The organism is Vibrio toranzoniae (assembly GCF_024347655.1).
Taxonomy (GTDB): domain Bacteria; phylum Pseudomonadota; class Gammaproteobacteria; order Enterobacterales; family Vibrionaceae; genus Vibrio; species Vibrio toranzoniae.
This window is the reverse complement of sequence record NZ_AP025514.1, coordinates 1,352,539-1,369,923: the sequence shown is the minus strand read 5'-3', so window position 1 is coordinate 1,369,923 and position 17,385 is coordinate 1,352,539. Positions and strand designations below refer to the sequence as shown.

Genomic DNA, 17,385 nt, shown 5'->3' with positions numbered 1-17,385 from the left:
GTTCTTAATTGGTATTCCCTTACGTTATGTCACTTAGGCTACTGTTCAATTTCAGGGCTGATTGACTCAAAAAATAAATAAACGAGTAAACATTGAGCTAGATCACTAAGCTTTTAGGTGTTTTTAGGTTGTTTAAAATAAATACAATTATAATAGTTGCATATAAAGAGATTTGTTGTTGTTAAACTGTAAGTCACCATTTTAAGACAGCTATCTAGGTCGCAATTTGGATTCACAGAAAGGCAACAATCATTGACTCGCTAGACGTGTCGTACAGTAAGAAATTTGTCATTTTACTGTTGAGAAAGTTTAAAAATGAGTGATGTCTCCAACCCTATTTGTTTGCCTCTACTTAAACAGTAGACAGGAATGAAACTCAGAGGTGCTAGTGAAACATCACCTAGACTCAGTTAACGACGAAACAACACTAATAATAAGGGCATGTAAGCCAGTGGTGATGTCCAATGACAACGGGATAAAAAACATAACGTACAAACATTGTTGAAAAGGAAACCAGGCAATGAAACGCGATAATTTTGGAATTTGTCTAACTAAGACTATGCTATTCAAGCACTTACAATCTACTTTCACTCATGTAAGAGCCTATGAGAAAGACGATACATCCCCACGTGATCTCAAGGTATTGTTAGCATTTCCGCAAATGTCAGGCAAAGATTTATTACAAACAATGCAAGGGTCAAAGCAATTGGTATGGCGAGCCGATCACCATTGTCCAAGCTTTAAATAGACCATTAAATGCTGTAAAGACAATTATTTACAGAACTTAGAGTGCACGCTGCGGCGTGCTTTTTAAGTGTTATTTATCTTTGACATCTGCATCACTCTATCTTTTTACACTTGATTAACGAGTTATGATACTTCTGTTGGTGTGAGACAATCTATTCGCAGGTACAATCTATTCAAGACAAATAACTATCGCCCTGCTAACATTAGAGTTAATACTCTAATTGGTATTTAATACAGATGACCAAACCAAAATTTCAATACCTTGCGATCGCCAGTATTCTCCTTGGTACGATGACTTCGCCAAGCTACGCTGCCCCACTCACGTTTTCCGAAGCATGGCAAATACTTCAAGAGAACAACAACTCTCTTGCGGCTCAACAAGCTAACGTTGAGCGTTATCAGCATCTTCAAAATGCCACTGGAAGCCTTAATCTGCCCTCTGTGACCTTAGGTGCTAACTACACTCACCTTGATAGTGATGTGACCATTAATGGCGAACAATTTTCAGATAGCCTAAGTGGCGTGCCAAATTTGGGAGCTATCGGGGGGATTCTTCAGCCTATATTAGGTGGTGTTACCTCAACGATCACCGAGCAAGACATTTTCAGCTCTTCGATTCGCGCTATTTGGCCTATTTTTACGGGTGGACGGATTACCGCGGCGCAAAATGCAGCCGAAGGTAAAAGCGAAGAAGCGCAAAGCCAACTGTTGATGGAAAAGCAGGCGCGATACGAGGACTTAAGTAAATACTACTTCTCAGTGATCTTAGCAGAAGATGTAGTAAGAACCCGTCAAGCCGTAGAAGCTGGCTTAACTCAACACCGTGATTTCGCGATCAAGCTGGAGCAACAAGGACAAATCGCACGCGTAGAACGCCTACAAGCGGATGCATCTTTAGACAAAGCAACTGTCGAGCGTACGAAAGCTCAGAATGATCTTAAAATAGCTCAGCTCGCCCTTACTCAAATTCTTGGTCAAAGCCAAAGCGTTGAACCTTCAGAGCAACTGTTTATCAACAAGAACCTGCCTCATATGGACGTGTTCATTGATCAAACACTCATGACCTACCCCGGCCTTAAGATCCTTGATGCGAAAGAGAAACAAGCAAGTAGCTTAATTAAAGCGGAGAAAGGTAAATACTACCCTGAGGTGTACCTTTACGGTGATTACAGCTTGTATGAGGATGACTCTCTAGCCAGCGAAATGAAGCCTGATTGGTTGGTTGGCATTGGGGTGAACGTTCCGTTACTGGATACCTCAGGGCGCTCAGACAAAGTAGCCGCTGCGCACAGCGCTGTTTCTCAGGTTCAATTCCTGAAGTCACAAGCTAAGCAAGACTTAACCGTGTTGGTTCAAAAGACTTACCTCGAAGCAAACCAAGCAATTGAAGAGGTTCAAGGGCTTAATTCCAGCCTTTCATTGGCTCAAGAGAACCTATCCCTACGTAAAAAAGCCTTCACTCAAGGGCTCTCTAATTCGTTAGAGGTTGTTGATGCTGAACTCTATCTTGCGAGCATTAAAACCCAGCAATCTGCTGCGCGATTCAAATACCTCATTTCTCTCAACAAGCTTTTGGCGCTAACCAGCGAAATGAACGCTTACTCGAGTTACTCAACTTCTTCTTTTTCGTCTGATTTCGATTCAAAAACAGACACCGATAGCCAGTCAAAAGGATAATTCATGAAACCTATTAAACCCCTTCTTCTATCTTTAGTTGGTATCGGAATTATTAGCTGGGTCGGATACAGTTTTTACCAAGCTTATCAACCCCAACCCGTAAAGCTACAAGGCCAAATCGATGCGCAGCAATATAGCATATCTTCTAAAGTGCCCGGCCGAATAGACCAAGTCTTTGTACGCAAGGGCGATTCAGTGGAAAAAGGAGAATTGATCTTCTCCCTTCTTAGCCCAGAAATTGATGCAAAATTAGAACAAGCAAAAGCGGGACAGAAAGCGGCAGGTGCATTGGCTAAAGAAGCCGAGAATGGTGCGCGTAGCCAACAGATCCAAGCTGCGAAAGACCAATGGTTGAAAGCCAAAGCTGCCGCGGACCTAATGAACAAAACCTACCAACGAGTAAATAATCTTTACAACGATGGCGTGGTTGCCGAGCAGAAGCGTGATGAAGCCAAAACACAATGGCAAGCCGCGAAATACACAGAAAGTGCAGCCTTCCAGATGTACCAACTGGCACAAGAAGGTGCTCGCGACGAAACCAAAGTGGCAGCTGCTCAAAAAGCGTTAATGGCGGCAGGTGCGGTAGCGGAAGTTGAGGCTTACGCGAAAGACACACAGATCCACAGTTGGTTTAGCGGTGAAGTGGCTCAGGTACTATTGAGCAGTGGTGAATTAGCGCCACAAGGTTTCCCCGTTGTCACCGTTATCGACACTCAAGACGCCTGGGCTGTGTTCAACGTTCGTGAAGACATGTTGCAACACTTTGAGAAAGGCACTCAGTTTGATGCTTATCTCCCTGCGCTAGATAAATCATTGACCTTTAAAGTGACTCATATTGCCGTCATGGGTGATTTCGCGACTTGGCGTTCAACCGATGCAGCGCAAGGCTTTGACCTACGTACATTTGAAGTAGAAGCACGCCCTGTCGACACTGACGAAACACTGCGTATGGGCATGAGCCTTGTGGTTGAGCTTTAGGTGACGTATGTCTGCTAACTCTCACTCATCAGATCATCATAAAGTGACGAGTACATTACTTAGGCAGTGGACGATAGTCCGCAAAGACAAGTGGTTGTTGTCGAGCCTAACGTGGATACCTTTGCTTCTTGCTGCCAGCATTTGGCTGATTTTCTCACAAGGCATCGCTCGTGACTTACCCGTTGCGGTGGTTGATCTTGAACATAGCCAAATTTCGCAACAGTTCACGCGCTTAGTTGATGCCTCCCCAACGCTGCAAGTGAGTCAGAAATACAACTCAGTGAGCGAAGCAGCTAAGGCGATGATCAAACGCGATATCTATGGCTATGTTGTCATACCCAGACACTTTGACCGAGATATTTACTTAGGATTAAACCCGCAAGTTTCCGTGTTCTACAACAGCCAATTTATTTTGATCGGCAAACTGGTGAACTCGGCTCTGCTGCAGGCTCAAGGCACATTTAACGCTCAGCTTGAAGTGGTTAAACAGCTTTCACACGGTGATACCACGGTCAAATCAGCATTGGGGCAAGCGGTTACGGTACAAAGCCAGATCACGCCATTGTTTAATAAGAACAGCAGTTATGCGCAGTTCTTAGTATCAGCCGTAATTCCTGCGTTATGGCAAATCATGATAGTAGTCGGCACGATCTTAGTGTTAACCGCAAACGTGCGAGCTCGTGGGCTAAAAGCTTGGTTGTCACACTCTCCTGCGAAGTCGTTAGTTTCAACGTTAACCCCTTACGTCGCTCTGTTTTTAGCGTTTGGTATTGCGTTTAGCTTTTGGTTCTATCGTCTACTCGACTGGCCATTTAACGGCAGCTTCATGGCTTTAACGGTTGCTCAACTACTAACGGTTATCAGCTGTATCATCATGGGTTGTTTGTTCTTCTTTTTAACACTCGATCCAGCAAGGGCGATGAGTTTCGCCGGTGCCTTCACAGCGCCAAGCTTTGCCTTCATGGGGATTACTTTCCCAGTCACCGACATGAACACGGCGGCTCAAATTTGGAGAAGCTTATTGCCTGTAAGTCACTACATCGAAGTACAAACGGCTCAGTCCAGTTATGGCGCAAGTGCAGCACAATCGTTAATCAGCCTCACTTCCATGCTGTGGTATGCGGTTCCTGCGTTGGTGGTTATGTTGTTAATCAAGAAACATCTAGCGCAGTTACCACGCTCAGTTAACGCTGAAGAAGCACAAGAAGTAGAACAACAAGGAGTAAAACCATGAGCTTTACTCAACTACTAAAACAAGAACTGTTAGCGGTATTGCGCAACCCTGTTGTATTGCTCACCGTGTTCGGTGGTGTAGTCTTCTATTCCTTCTTGTATCCGTTGCCTTACGCTAATCAAGTACCTCAACAATTGAAAGCGTCGGTGGTGAACTTGGATAAGAGCAAAAGCAGCTACCAGTTAGAGAGAATGGTCGATGCAACCTCTCAAATCGATTTGGTTCGTCGAGATTCCACCATCGAAGATGCGAAACAAGCCGTGCTGAACCAAGAGATTGGCGGGTTCATCGTCATCCCAGAAGGTTTCTATAAAGATCTGCTTCTTGGAAAGAGCCCTACGCTCTCTTATGCGGGCGATGCGTCTTACTTCTTGGTGTACGGAACCATTGTTGAAGGCCTTGCTAAAGCTGGCGGCACGTTAGCGGCACAAGTTAAGGTCAGCCACTTGTTAGTCGAAGGTGTGCCGTTAGAGTCCGCAACCAAAGGCTATAGCGCGTTTAGCTTGAATCTAAAACCAACCTTCAATAGTCGCATGGGATACATCGATTATGTTGTTCCTGCTGTATTTGTGTTGATTCTGCAACAAACCCTAGCCATGGCTTCTGGTTTAGTTGGCGCAACACAAAATGCTCAATCGACATTTGGATATTGGAGTAAAACGCCACCAGTTAAACTGATCCTTGCTCGTTGTTGTACCTTAGTCGGCATTTATTATTTGCTGTCCATGTACTACTTCGGCGCCAGTTTCTCGATGTATGGGATTAACTTGCTCGCCTCTATAACTCAAATTCTAACTCTGCTGCTGCCTTTCTTATTGGCAAGTTGTTTGATCGGAATTCTTATCGGTGAACTAGTACCAAGAAGAGAGCTAGTCACGGTTGTGGTGTTAATCAGTTCGATGCCGCTTATTTTCTCGTCTGGATTTATCTGGCCTGTTGAAATGATGCCACAGTGGTTAGTACTGCTATCACAGCTATTCCCAAGTACCCCTGCAATTCAAGGTTTCTTGGCGCTGAATCAGATGGGCGCGTCTTGGCAAGAGGTAGCACCTCAGTGGACGCTGTTATGGGGACAAGTTATTCTATGGGGTTCGTTGCTAGCGCTTAAACTATGGCATAAATCGAGTAAGATTTTGGTACGCCGAACAGCAAGAACTTAATATTCATATGTAAAGAACCCATAATCATAAAACGCCCACACCAACCAAGGTGATGTGGGCGTTTTAATACTGATTAATTGTAAGCTAGATTAGTCACAAATCATCATGACTTAAATATTGATGATAAGGGCTATAAACCCATCTCTTCAGTTAATGTTTTGATTTGTTTGAGATCCATAGTGTGAACTTGAATCATTTGTCTGATATCACTCAATCGAGAGTTAGCGTTATCTTGTTTCTCACAAGCATTTGATTTTGAATCCCATGACGTGCCATCTAAAAACACGTCACACGCCTTTTTCAAAGAGCCAAGTTTCTGTTCAAGTTCATCTCTTTCTTTCTCAAGCTTTTCAAGTTCTTGAGAAATTTGTAATTCTTTACGGAACAATTCACGAGAGCGTTCAAACAGAGTCGACTGCATATCGGCCTGACGGTTTAGCTTCTGGTTGTCCTGCTTAGTTTTGTCTAGCGTTTGCTGTTGTTCGTTTAACTGTTGTTCTAGCGAGTAGTTCGCTTTCTCTAAAACTGCAGATTGTTTCGCTAAGTCTTGGAGTTCTTTTTGATGCTCTTCAGCCTGTTTGACTAGCGCAGCTTCTACTTTTGCATCGACCTCGGTATCGACTTTTGCCACCTTCGCTTCCACTGACGTCATCAATTCCGTTTTACTGTCGCGCAGTTCTTGGTATCGAGTTTCAAGTACCTGATAAGTGGACTCCCACTTCGAAGCCGTCACTGTAGAACCGATTAAGCCACCTAGCGCTAAACCTATAACCGCAGCAATGCCGATATAAAGCTGACTGCGCTTATCGCGTTCTTCAATAACAACCACTTCATCTTGTTCGCTTTGTCCAGATTGCTGGTTCACTAGCGGGTACTCCCAAAAATATGTTTAACATTACGCGGTCACTGGTACTAATACCAATACTGATTGTGTAGGTTCAGTTAAACCTGTCTCTCAAGTCAGAAGCACTTGAGCTTTACTAACACGTTCATCCTATCTGCTCTCAGACGGTCTAACGAGTTAACTCTGAAATCATCAAGCTGGCAGTATACAAAAGGAAGCTGCTAACGATAACTATCACTACCCCTTTTTGCACCTTTTCGTTAGTCCGATAACGAAACAGTACAAATGCCAAAGCCAATAAAAAAACAATCGCTATTAGTCGAGTCATAACTCCTCCTTGTTTCTCTATTTTATACCATTTAAATAAGCAAGTTACGTCAGAGTCACGTTGTTTGATCATTTAGTTGAACAACATTTGTGCAAACAGATATTTTGTAGCTGACATCACATTTTATATGATCTAGGATACGCCTACAGATTACCTGATTATTTAGGTAATTGTTCCAATGAAGACTGCAGGAGAGTGGTTTTTAACTAAACTTTAACATTTAGTTAGATTGACCCGCCGAAGAAGTAAATCTTTCAGGTGCTTTATGCTGGTTAACCCCAGAAAAGTGAGGACTGTCGTTGGAGGAACCTCTGGAGAGAGCCGTACTACTTTGTAGTAGAAAGCGGCCGCCGAAGGAGCAAGCTTAGTGCCCGTTACTTATCTATAAGTGATTCGCTAAGTGAAACTCTCAGGCAAAAGGACAGAGGAGTGGAAAGCAACAAGCCTTAATTAACAAAAGAATTCTATCTAGAAATCCGTATGTATTAAGTAGTGCTACCGATCCCTGTGATCTGCGCTGCCTTCCCTCTTCTCCTTAAATTTTTAAATTTATTAAGGGGAATCTATGAACCACCTACAAGCTACACTACAAACCATCAACCAATTCGTTTGGGGACCACCACTGCTTATTCTGCTGGTGGGTACAGGTATCTACTTTACTTTTCGCTTAGGCTTACTCCAGTTTAGACACCTCCCAACCGCGCTAAAAATGGTATTCACCAAAGACAAATCCGGTACGGGTGATGTATCAAGTTTTGCTGCTTTGTGTACCGCGCTTTCAGCGACCATTGGTACAGGTAACATCGTTGGTGTAGCGACCGCAATCAAGATTGGTGGCCCTGGTGCCCTATTCTGGATGTGGCTTGCCGCTGTATTTGGCATGGCGACCAAATATGCAGAATGTCTACTTGCCGTTAAATACCGCAGAACCGATAGTAATGGTGAAATGGTTGGCGGCCCAATGTACTACCTTCAATACGGTGTTGGCTCAAGAATCTTAGCGGTGATGTTCGCAGTGTTCGCTCTGGGTGTTGCCTGCTTCGGTATTGGAACCTTCCCACAAGTCAACGCAATCTTAGACGCAACTGAAATTTCATTTGGTGCTTCTCGAGAAATGTCAGCCGTTGTTCTAACGATATTGGTGGCAGTGGTAACCCTTGGTGGCATTCAATCTATTGCTAAGGTGGCAGGAAAAGTCGTTCCTACCATGGCTATCATGTACATCGTCGCGTGTTTGAGCGTTCTGGTGTCCAATGCAGACCAACTACTGAATGCCATAACCCTCGTTGTTACCTCTGCGTTTACTAACACAGCGGCTACAGGCGGTTTCTTTGGTGCGAGCATCATGCTTGCCATCCAATCAGGTATTGCTCGTGGTGTGTTCTCTAATGAATCTGGCTTAGGTAGCGCACCAATGGCTGCAGCTGCGGCAAAAACAGATTCATGCGTGAAACAAGGCCTTGTCTCTATGACAGGTACCTTCTTCGACACCATCATCATCTGTACGATGACAGGTTTGGCACTGATCTTAACCGGTGCTTGGCAGACTGACCTCTCTGGTGCTGCAATGACCACTCATGCATTCGCTGTAGGTTTAAACGCAGACACCCTAGGACCAATGCTGGTTTCTGTTGGCTTAATCTTCTTTGCGTTTACTACGATTTTAGGTTGGAACTACTACGGTGAGCGCTGCGTTGTATTTTTGCTGGGTACTAAAGCCGTTCTACCTTACAAGATAATCTTCATCGCGTTGGTGGCTTCTGGGGCATTCTTAAAGCTCGACATGATCTGGATAATGGCAGATATCGTGAATGGCCTAATGGCAATTCCGAACCTAATCGGACTTATTTTACTACGCCACGTTGTTGTCGAAGAAACGAAGCTCTTCTTCAAGCCTCTAACTTCTTCAAATGATAGCGAAGCAGTTAAAGCATAACCTAAATTGATTGAACACAAAGCCCGCACTCACTTCAAGTGCGGGCTTTTTTATATTCACTCGAAAATCAAACTGACTAAGTTATGACTACCGAATATCCATAAATAAATACGATATTTATTCGGGTACGGATCCAATTAAATATGAGACAAAGATTAATAAAAAGTCACTAATATAAAACTCACTAATAAAACAAACACTTAATTAGATATTGCTTACGTTTAACAAATTGTGACTAAATGTCAGTATTTTTGTCAAAAACGAATAAACTGCGCTTTTGTTTTAACCGCTCAAAAACACACCCTAATAAAATATGTGACTTTAATTCATATATTAGGCCGTTTATAGTCATCTACACTGTTGAGAGAATTATAATAAAAATAAAACGTTGGCTATATGATCAGATTCGACCCTATTAAAAACCGTATTTATAACGACGAACGTTCTATTAAAATAGGATATCGTGAGACTCGTGTTTTAGAGTTATTACTTAAAAATTCGCCCGAGATTGTAAGTAAACAGGATATTATTAGCTTCGCATGGGGAAGCGAATTCATTGGGGATACGTCACTTGCGAAGTGCATCAGTTTACTTCGCCAAGGATTCATTAAGCTCGGTATCAAAGAAACACCAATATTGACAGTGCCAAAGGTGGGTTATCGCCTTATTGATGAGTGTGTGTTTATCGACTCGCAACCACAAAGCGAAGCCACTATTCTTTTCAATCCAGTGATCGACCAAATTCCACTCGACCATAGTAGCATTGCTGTCTCCATTACAGGCGGCCATAAACCTGAATCCAAATCGAGTTTACTTGCTGCGCAACAAGTCAGCTTATACAAAAACAGACTGTGTTACTTCACAACCGCTTGTTTATTGATGGCGTCGGCGCTATTGGCTTTTGCTAAGATCAATGATAAGGCCCTCAGTGATCTCACCCCCGTTAACCGACTCAGTGAACAATGGGTTGGTCAGATACAAGTTCTCCGGGATCCAGAGATGATTCTAAGCCCAGAACTAGAGGCGATTCTCTATAAACATCAATGTGATTGTGTGGCATACATCAGCGATGAACCCGGCTATTCAGAACTCTCTATACTCAACAAAGCAACGCGTCAATCCGTCAATATCTTTTACACCGCAACGCAATTGGATCAAGCGAGTGCAGAGATAGCGCTATTCCTAGAAAGAGGCCAATTATGATACCATTTATAGCTCTGTTTTCCTCGTTAACGTTATTCATTGGTATATGGAGTATCCCTTCCTCTCCACCACAAGAGGAGCGCCATTATCAACATAGCGTGGTGGATCTCATACTCGATGGAAATGTACTACGTACCGATGGACTCACCAAAATAAGTGATAACAAGGTTCTACACCTTATATCCATTCAAGATGACAACATGCCCGACCCTATTATTCTTCGGTTTAAAGGAGAAGCAGGTCTTTCTCAATCACTTTTCTTTTCAATATCAGGCACTATCGACTTAGTTTCCGTACAAAAAATAAGTAAAACAATGAATGACAGCTTATTATCGCCCTACCTACTCATCAACAATGACCCATTAACACTCAAGGTTGATGTCTTAAGTTCGAACGATTTATTTGCCATCATTCGCACATGTAATACAGGTCGAACACAACTACTAGCTAAAAGATAATCTAAATATGATAACCATCTATATTACCCATACAAACGGTTGGTTATCTTATTTATTTATCCCATAACGAACATATTCTATTCGTCGACCTAAACACTTCAAATGGCATCCCCGATGTCAGTTGCTCACTAACATTAAGAAATATTGACGTTAGAGTATAAAAAGTATTGCCTCATTTCATAAAAACAGCTTGAACTCCATCAAATAATTTCCCTTACGTTGCATAGCGTTTCATTAATAAAACAAAATCAACATTACAAGTCATTGAATTAAAGTGGAAAATTAATTCAATCCTTTTCAGTATCTATCTATTTATCAACATGAAAAAGTGAACTTGTCTTGTTAACTGCACGGCACACAAAACATTATCAAAATATAAAATTTATAAATGAGGGAATTGTTCATGATCAGTATAAACAGAAGTCTCTTAACAACCGCAGTGTTGTCTGTTCTATCAACCAGCGTAAACGCAAAGGTTTACCCTGACCAAATCGTGTTTGACCAACTTGGTGAGGATGTATGTCGCTCTGGCTATCGCCCTTTGGACCGTTATGAAGCTGAAGAACAGAAGAGTGCTTTGCTCGCTCGTATGGGCACTTGGCAGATCACAGGCTTAAAAGGAAACTGGGTGATCATGGGGCCTGGCTATCATGGTGAAATTAAACAATCAAACAGCGGGTCAACGTTCTGTTATCCGAACAACGACCAATCTGAAATCCCTAACTATTCCGCAAAATCGGTTCCGGAAGGCAGCGAGATCGATGTTCAGTATGAATTAGTGAACAACCGTAACGATTTTGTTCATCCATTAAGCTATTTAGCTCACAACCTAGGTTACGCATGGGTTAGCGGTAATAATAGTCAGTATGTAGGTGAAGACATGACGATAGAACGCTCTGGCGACAGCTGGGTGATACAAGGAAACAACAGTGGATCTTGTAGCGGTTATCGTTGTGGTGAAAAAACCAAAATCACCGTCGACAACTTTGCCTACACCGTTAACGATGACAACTTTTGGCATGGTGATGTTGTCGAATCAGACCGTGAATTAGTGAAGACCGTTTACGCTACCGCAAGAAACAACAGTAATATCGCCCAACAAGTGGTTGTCGATCTGAAAGTAGATGAATCAACAAACTGGTCGAAAACGAACAGCTATGGATTCTCGCAAAGCGTTCAAACAGAAAATACGTTTAAGTGGCCTCTTGTTGGCGAAACTAAACTCACTATTAAGTTTGAAGCCAACCAAAGCTTCTCTAAATCCAATGGTGGTTCTACTAGTGAACAAGTGACACTTCAAGCGCGCCCTATGGTTCCAGCAAACTCAGAGCTTCCGATTCGAGTTGAATTGTATCGTTCAAGCATCTCCTACCCATATAGATTCAACGCCGACATTAGTTACGATGTTGAGTTTAATGGCTTCCTTCGTTGGGGTGGCAACGCATGGCACACCCATCCAGACAACCGCCCTTACAAAGCTCACACCTTTACTATGGGTCGAGGCAGCGATAAATCTGCAGACATTCGCTACCAGTGGGATCACCGATACATTCCAGGTGAGACAAAATGGTGGGATTGGGGCTGGGCAATCAAAGAAGCTGGCTTATCAAACATGCAGTACGCAACCGGCGGAAGCCTACGCCCATTCCACTCTTATGTGTCGGGTGACTTTTACGCTGACTCTCAATTTGCCGGTACCATTGAGATTGGCCAAGCAACACCGATTACCAACAATTTACGTAGCAAAAGAAGTGTTGATTCCGTCAACGAAACCACTGAGCGCATTGGCGATATCGAAGTCACCACCAACTTCAATGCTGATGAGTTGAGCGACCTAGGTTTTGAAGGTGCAGAGATGAACATTAGCGTCGTTGAATAGCTACGTTTTGAAAAACTATGTTGTTTAATAAGAGCGCTACAAAGTTCTACAAACAATAAAACGCAAAAGCCCACGACACGTCGTGGGCTTTCATATGCTCTATTAAAAAAGAGGATCTACACAGGTTCTTCCATCAGAAGCTTAACACCCAGCCCCACCAGCACCATGCCTGTCACACCTTCCATCCACTTCATAAAGCTCGCATTCTTAAGCAAGTTTTTAGCCGAGTTAAGTGCACCAGCTAAGCCACATTGCCACACCATCGCAATCATAAAGTGGACCGAAGCCATCAGCATAGATTGTAATAACGGCGAACCTTCAGGGTTTACGAACTGAGGCAGAAAAGCCAAATAGAAAACCGCCGTTTTAGGGTTAAGAACATTAGACAAGAAGCCTTCACGCAAAGAACGCTTAGCACTGTAGGCTTGCTTAGCTTGCTCACCCACCTTCACTTCACCACCATTTTTCATCAAAGCTCGTAAACTGCTTAAGCCAAGCCAAATCAGGTAAACCGCGCCCACCATTTTAACGGCTTGAAAGAGTTCAGCTGATTGAGCAAGAATCGCGGAGATCCCCACAGCAGAGAAAAAGGCGTGTACATAAAGGCCGCTACAAATACCAAAGCTGGTCATACAGCCGTCAGCTAAGCCCGAGCGGCTCGTATTGCGAATCACTAATGCCGTATCTAAACCCGGCGTTAATGTTAAAATAGTGATGGCAATAAGAAATGCCTCAAAGTTCAAAATATCCATATCATTGTCATTCTTGTTCAGCGATTTATCATCAATACCGTGTATCTGAACAATTCGCAAGCAACAATTGCCATCAGCTATACAACTCACTGATTTTGTGCACACTGATACAGTTTGACTTGTTAAAAAATAGTAAATTTCCGACATCACTTGCCTTGGTCGTTTAAGCTATATTTTCTACTAGCTGTATATTTTCTACTATAGTTCGCAGCTTCTAGAAGCAGGCAAAGTAAAAACCACAATAAGGTAACAAACACTGAGATGAGCCTAACCTCCGGCGTTGCCAGTAGGATCATTAAAAAAACCAAATTAAGAGTAGTCAAATGAGCGCATTCAAAAAACTAGTCGAACACTCTAAAAAATGTTCACGCTTTCAACACCTAGCCGCTATTTGTGGTTGGGACCAAGCTTCCATGATGCCCGCAGGTGGTAACCAAGCTCGCAGTGAAGCAATGGCCGAGCTATCTGTTCATATTCACGGCCTAATGACTCAACCGCAACTTGGTGATTGGATTGCAGACGCCGAAAACGAAGCGCTGAACAACGAGCAACACTCGTCACTTCGTGAAATCAAACGCCAGTGGCAACAAGCTAACCTACTTCCAGAAAAACTGGTTGAAGCTAAGTCTCTAGCGGGTTCAAAATGTGAACATGCGTGGCGTAGCCAACGTGGTAATAACGACTGGGTTGGTTTTGAAAAGAACTGGCGTGAAGTGGTTGAGCTGTCACGTGAAGAAGCACAAATCCGTGCAGATGCCGCTAACCTAACACCGTATGATGCGATGCTGGATATCTATGAACCGGGCACCAGCTCTGCTTCACTGGATATCTTATTTTCAGACGTGAAAACGTGGCTACCAAGCCTGATCGACGAAGTAATTGAAAAACAGTCAAGCGAGCAATTTAACGCGCCATCTGGTATCTATTCGACAGAGAAACAGAAAGCACTTGGCCTAGAAGTCATGAAGCTACTTCAATTCGATTTCGAACACGGCCGATTAGATGAAAGTGTTCACCCATTCTGTGGCGGCGTCCCTTCAGACGTGCGTATCACGACTCGCTACGATGAAGCTGAATTCGTTCAAAGCCTAATGGGCATCGTCCACGAAACGGGGCATGCACGTTATGAGCAAGGTTTACCTAAACACCTAGCAGGCCAACCTGCCGGTGAAGCTCGATCTATGGGTATCCATGAATCTCAGTCTTTGTTCTTCGAGATGCAAGTTGGCCGCAGCGATCCGTTCATTGGACACTTAGCGAACCTCACAGGTCAACAATTCTCTGGTTCAGAGTTTGAGAAAGACAACTTCCAGAAGATCTACACTCGCGTGAAGAAAGACTTCATCCGTGTTGATGCCGATGAGCTGACCTACCCAGCGCACGTGATTTTACGTTACGAGATTGAGCGTGACCTGATTAACGGCAAAATCAAACATACTGATGTTCCTGAACTTTGGAATACTAAGATGCAGTCTTACCTTGGTTTAAGCACTCAAGGCAACTTCACTAATGGCTGTATGCAAGACATTCACTGGACAGACGGCGCATTCGGTTATTTTCCATCTTACACACTCGGTGCGATGTACGCGGCTCAGTTCATGGCTTCAATGAAGAAAACGGTTGATGTGAACTCAGTAATTGAAAGTGGTGACCTATCGCCTATCTTCACTTGGCTTGAATCGAATATTTGGAGCAAAGGCAGCCTGCTGACCACGGATGATTTAGTGAGAGGTGCGACAGGAGAAACACTTAACGCTGCATACTTTAAAAGGCACCTAGAAGAGCGCTATCTATAATCACTTGATACTAAGCCTTCCTATTGTTATTTGAAGGAAGGCTCAGTCTTCACTGATATAGAGCTTTGTCCCAATGGTAATTGCCGCCGATTATCTGTAATTTTCATCAAACTTAAGTTGTGGGATAAAGTCATTATAATATAGTTACTTACGTAAAAATCTTCCTTTTTCAAATACCTTTCATAAAAATAATTTCAATTTATTTTACTTTTCTGCATCCAAATACCTTGTTCGATTGTAGTACCTAGTAACAGCAGGAAAAAGCTGTTTTTCAACTTCAAAATCGACTGATAAAAAGGGATACGACAGTGAAAAAACAATACATATTGAAAACATTAAAAATCACAGCAACATCAGCTCTAATGGCTATGGCTGCTCAATCCTACGCTGGTACTTTTTCTCAAGACAACCTACCAAGTGAAGTACGTGTACCGGACGGTAACAAAGTCGCCATGTTTACTGTTGCAGAAGGTAATATCACATGGGAGTGCAAAGTAGACAGTTCAGATGACAAGAATGCAAAATGGGCATTTGCTGGTCCTCGAGCCATTTTAAGTGATAACAAAGGCAACCATTTAGTCTCTTATTTTGGTCCTCCTGCAACATGGGAATCTCTTGATGGTTCATCTATTACCGGTAAACAACTAGCCGTTTCACCTTCAAATAAAGGCAGTATTCCGATGCAGTTAGTCAAAGCAAATGAGTCTATGCGTTCTGGTACATTAAAAGATGTCACTTATATACAGCGTATTAATTTAAAGGGCGGCGCTGCTCCAATGATAGGTTGTACTATGGATAAACTTGGTCATAAAGTCGTGGTTAACTACTCTGGTGAGTATCTATTTTGGAAACAAAAGTGAGCGCATTACCGCCACCATACACGATAATAAACACTGACTAAATAATGACTTAAAACGTCCAGTTACGTATACTGGACGTTTTATAAACAGGTATATCGTGTGTCAATATCGACAGAGTTCGACTATGAAAGTGTTCTAATGCACTGCGCTCAAGGTGATCGCCAAGCCTTAAGACAGTTATATGAACAGGAAGCATCAAGATTACTCACTGTAGTGCTGAGGATTTTGCAAAACCGTGCTTTATCCGAAGACGTTGTGCATGACGCCTTTATAAAAATTTGGAAAAATGCAAACTCCTACCATCAAGAGCTAGGGTCCGCACGTGGTTGGATATATACGTTAACCCGTAATTTAGCGTTAAATGCACTTAAACACTCCAACCGCCAAATCTTATCAGAACCAGATTTGTTACTCGCTCTATGTGATAGTCAAGTATTGGACTTAGCAGAGCAGCCAGATGGTATTTCTGAACTTTCAGAAGATCCTTTGGCACAAACGTCTCTACAAACATGTTTGGAATATTTAGAACCGGAACGCAAATTGTGTATATTGCACGCTTATGTTGATGGCTACACCCAAGACGAAATTTCTCAATTGCTTAACAAACCCCTTGGTACCGTAAAATCATGGATTAAGCGCAGCTTGAATGCTTTAAAGGGGTGTCTGCAATGAAAAAAGATACGCAACAAATTCCTATCAACGATGATAATTTAGCCGGCCAATATGTGCTTGGCACACTGACAGAAGAAGAACGATATAATTTTGAAAAACGTTTAGCTCACAGTAGCGAATTACAACAAGCGGTTAATCAATGGCAAACTCATTTTTTGTCTATTACTGATAGATTAGAGCCAAAAGTCGCCTCTCAGTCTTTATCTGCACGTATTGAGCGCAGCCTAGATGAACTTGAAGAATTTTCTAAACCGGCAACGCAATCAAGACCTGAACCACAAAGCCATTTCTGGCAAAGTCTCGGTTTATGGCGGGCTATCTCAATGGCTTGTCTTGTACTAGCGATGGTACTAGGTTTTAAATTACAAACCCTTGAACCAATGCAAAGTACACCCACTTATATCGCGGTATTAGTACAACCAGAAAACAAAAACCCAAGTTGGGTAATACAAACCACTCATGCCAATCAGATGCAACTAGTTCCCCTGGGTGCAGTGAAAATACCAGAAGGCAAAGCATTACAATTTTGGACAAAAGCCGACGATTGGGATGCACCTGTCTCACTAGGATTAGTCAGAGAAGGCGAAACGCTTAATCTAAATATTAGTGAACTACCGCCACTAACAGAAAACCAATTGTTCGAACTAACTTTAGAGCAAGAGACAGGCTCTTCTACAGGTCGACCAACTGGCCCTATTACCTCAATTGGGCGCGGCCTTTCGATATAGTGAGCAGATAATTTAAAGACCATCTAAAACTCATTACCTAAAGTGAATGAATAGAAAGAAGGCTGAGCAGGTTACTGACTCAGCCTTTTTTGACGACAGCTAGAAATCAGCAACGTAACATCGATTCAAAACT

At 42.8% G+C, this 17,385-nt stretch carries 16 protein-coding genes and 1 riboswitch; of the genes, 13 read left to right on the top strand and 3 right to left on the bottom strand.

Annotated features, from left to right (window positions below):
- Positions 1-520 precede the first annotated feature (520 nt).
- The 5 genes from OCU50_RS06000 to OCU50_RS05980 all read left to right on the top strand — a co-directional run bounded on the left by OCU50_RS06000 (position 521) and on the right by OCU50_RS05980 (position 5,796).
- Positions 521-748 carry a hypothetical protein gene (locus OCU50_RS06000; RefSeq protein WP_060467577.1) on the top strand — a complete coding sequence of 76 codons (228 nt, stop codon included), beginning with the start codon at positions 521-523 and terminating at the stop codon, positions 746-748.
- 236 nt (positions 749-984) lie between these two features.
- Positions 985-2,424: a TolC family protein gene (locus OCU50_RS05995; RefSeq protein WP_060467576.1), complete on the top strand. Its 1,440-nt coding sequence runs from the start codon at positions 985-987 to the stop codon at positions 2,422-2,424.
- Between the two features lie 3 nt (positions 2,425-2,427).
- Positions 2,428-3,402 (top strand): HlyD family secretion protein, encoded by a 975-nt coding sequence (locus OCU50_RS05990; RefSeq protein WP_060467575.1) that lies wholly within the window; start codon positions 2,428-2,430, stop codon positions 3,400-3,402.
- Between the two features lie 7 nt (positions 3,403-3,409).
- The gene (locus OCU50_RS05985) at positions 3,410-4,636 is read left to right on the top strand and encodes an ABC transporter permease (RefSeq protein ID WP_060467574.1); all 1,227 of its coding nucleotides are present in this window, start codon (positions 3,410-3,412) and stop codon (positions 4,634-4,636) included.
- Positions 4,633-5,796, top strand: coding sequence for an ABC transporter permease (locus OCU50_RS05980; protein WP_060467573.1), 1,164 nt, complete (start codon positions 4,633-4,635; stop codon positions 5,794-5,796). The genes OCU50_RS05985 and OCU50_RS05980 overlap by 4 nt, the downstream gene beginning before the upstream one ends.
- A gap of 130 nt (positions 5,797-5,926) precedes the next feature.
- Here the strand turns inward: OCU50_RS05980 and OCU50_RS05975 are convergent, their stop codons facing one another.
- Both OCU50_RS05975 and OCU50_RS05970 read right to left on the bottom strand, forming a co-directional pair.
- Complete coding sequence (locus OCU50_RS05975; protein WP_060467572.1) at positions 5,927-6,661, bottom strand: hypothetical protein; 735 nt, start codon at positions 6,659-6,661, stop codon at positions 5,927-5,929.
- Positions 6,662-6,809: 148 nt separating this feature from the next.
- Positions 6,810-6,968: a hypothetical protein gene (locus OCU50_RS05970; protein ID WP_046222879.1), complete on the bottom strand. Its 159-nt coding sequence runs from the start codon at positions 6,966-6,968 to the stop codon at positions 6,810-6,812.
- A gap of 301 nt (positions 6,969-7,269) precedes the next feature.
- Positions 7,270-7,403, top strand: a riboswitch (glycine riboswitch).
- A gap of 130 nt (positions 7,404-7,533) precedes the next feature.
- On the opposite strand from OCU50_RS05970, the gene OCU50_RS05965 reads away from it, so the two are divergent.
- The 4 genes from OCU50_RS05965 to OCU50_RS05950 all read left to right on the top strand — a co-directional run bounded on the left by OCU50_RS05965 (position 7,534) and on the right by OCU50_RS05950 (position 12,444).
- On the top strand, positions 7,534-8,904 hold the full coding sequence (locus tag OCU50_RS05965; RefSeq protein ID WP_060467571.1) for an alanine/glycine:cation symporter family protein: 1,371 nt from the start codon (positions 7,534-7,536) through the stop codon (positions 8,902-8,904).
- A 396-nt stretch (positions 8,905-9,300) separates the two neighbouring features.
- Complete coding sequence (locus OCU50_RS05960; RefSeq protein WP_060467570.1) at positions 9,301-10,107, top strand: winged helix-turn-helix domain-containing protein; 807 nt, start codon at positions 9,301-9,303, stop codon at positions 10,105-10,107.
- Entirely contained in the window at positions 10,104-10,565 is a 462-nt protein-coding gene (locus OCU50_RS05955; RefSeq protein WP_060467569.1) for a hypothetical protein, read from the top strand. The genes OCU50_RS05960 and OCU50_RS05955 overlap by 4 nt, the downstream gene beginning before the upstream one ends.
- A 403-nt stretch (positions 10,566-10,968) precedes the next feature.
- Positions 10,969-12,444 (top strand): aerolysin family beta-barrel pore-forming toxin, encoded by a 1,476-nt coding sequence (locus OCU50_RS05950; protein ID WP_060467568.1) that lies wholly within the window; start codon positions 10,969-10,971, stop codon positions 12,442-12,444.
- 116 nt (positions 12,445-12,560) lie between these two features.
- On the opposite strand, the gene OCU50_RS05945 is transcribed toward OCU50_RS05950, so the two are convergent.
- Positions 12,561-13,196, bottom strand: coding sequence for a LysE family translocator (locus tag OCU50_RS05945; RefSeq protein ID WP_060467609.1), 636 nt, complete (start codon positions 13,194-13,196; stop codon positions 12,561-12,563).
- A 323-nt stretch (positions 13,197-13,519) separates the two neighbouring features.
- Between OCU50_RS05945 and OCU50_RS05940 the strand changes: the two genes are divergently transcribed.
- The 4 genes from OCU50_RS05940 to OCU50_RS05925 all read left to right on the top strand — a co-directional run bounded on the left by OCU50_RS05940 (position 13,520) and on the right by OCU50_RS05925 (position 17,252).
- Positions 13,520-14,992, top strand: coding sequence for a carboxypeptidase M32 (locus OCU50_RS05940; RefSeq protein WP_060467567.1), 1,473 nt, complete (start codon positions 13,520-13,522; stop codon positions 14,990-14,992).
- 308 nt (positions 14,993-15,300) lie between these two features.
- Positions 15,301-15,852 (top strand): DUF3455 domain-containing protein, encoded by a 552-nt coding sequence (locus OCU50_RS05935; RefSeq protein ID WP_065311167.1) that lies wholly within the window; start codon positions 15,301-15,303, stop codon positions 15,850-15,852.
- A gap of 138 nt (positions 15,853-15,990) precedes the next feature.
- Positions 15,991-16,524: a sigma-70 family RNA polymerase sigma factor gene (locus tag OCU50_RS05930; protein WP_060467566.1), complete on the top strand. Its 534-nt coding sequence runs from the start codon at positions 15,991-15,993 to the stop codon at positions 16,522-16,524.
- Complete coding sequence (locus tag OCU50_RS05925) at positions 16,521-17,252, top strand: anti-sigma factor (RefSeq protein WP_060467565.1); 732 nt, start codon at positions 16,521-16,523, stop codon at positions 17,250-17,252. The genes OCU50_RS05930 and OCU50_RS05925 overlap by 4 nt, the downstream gene beginning before the upstream one ends.
- Positions 17,253-17,385 lie beyond the last annotated feature (133 nt).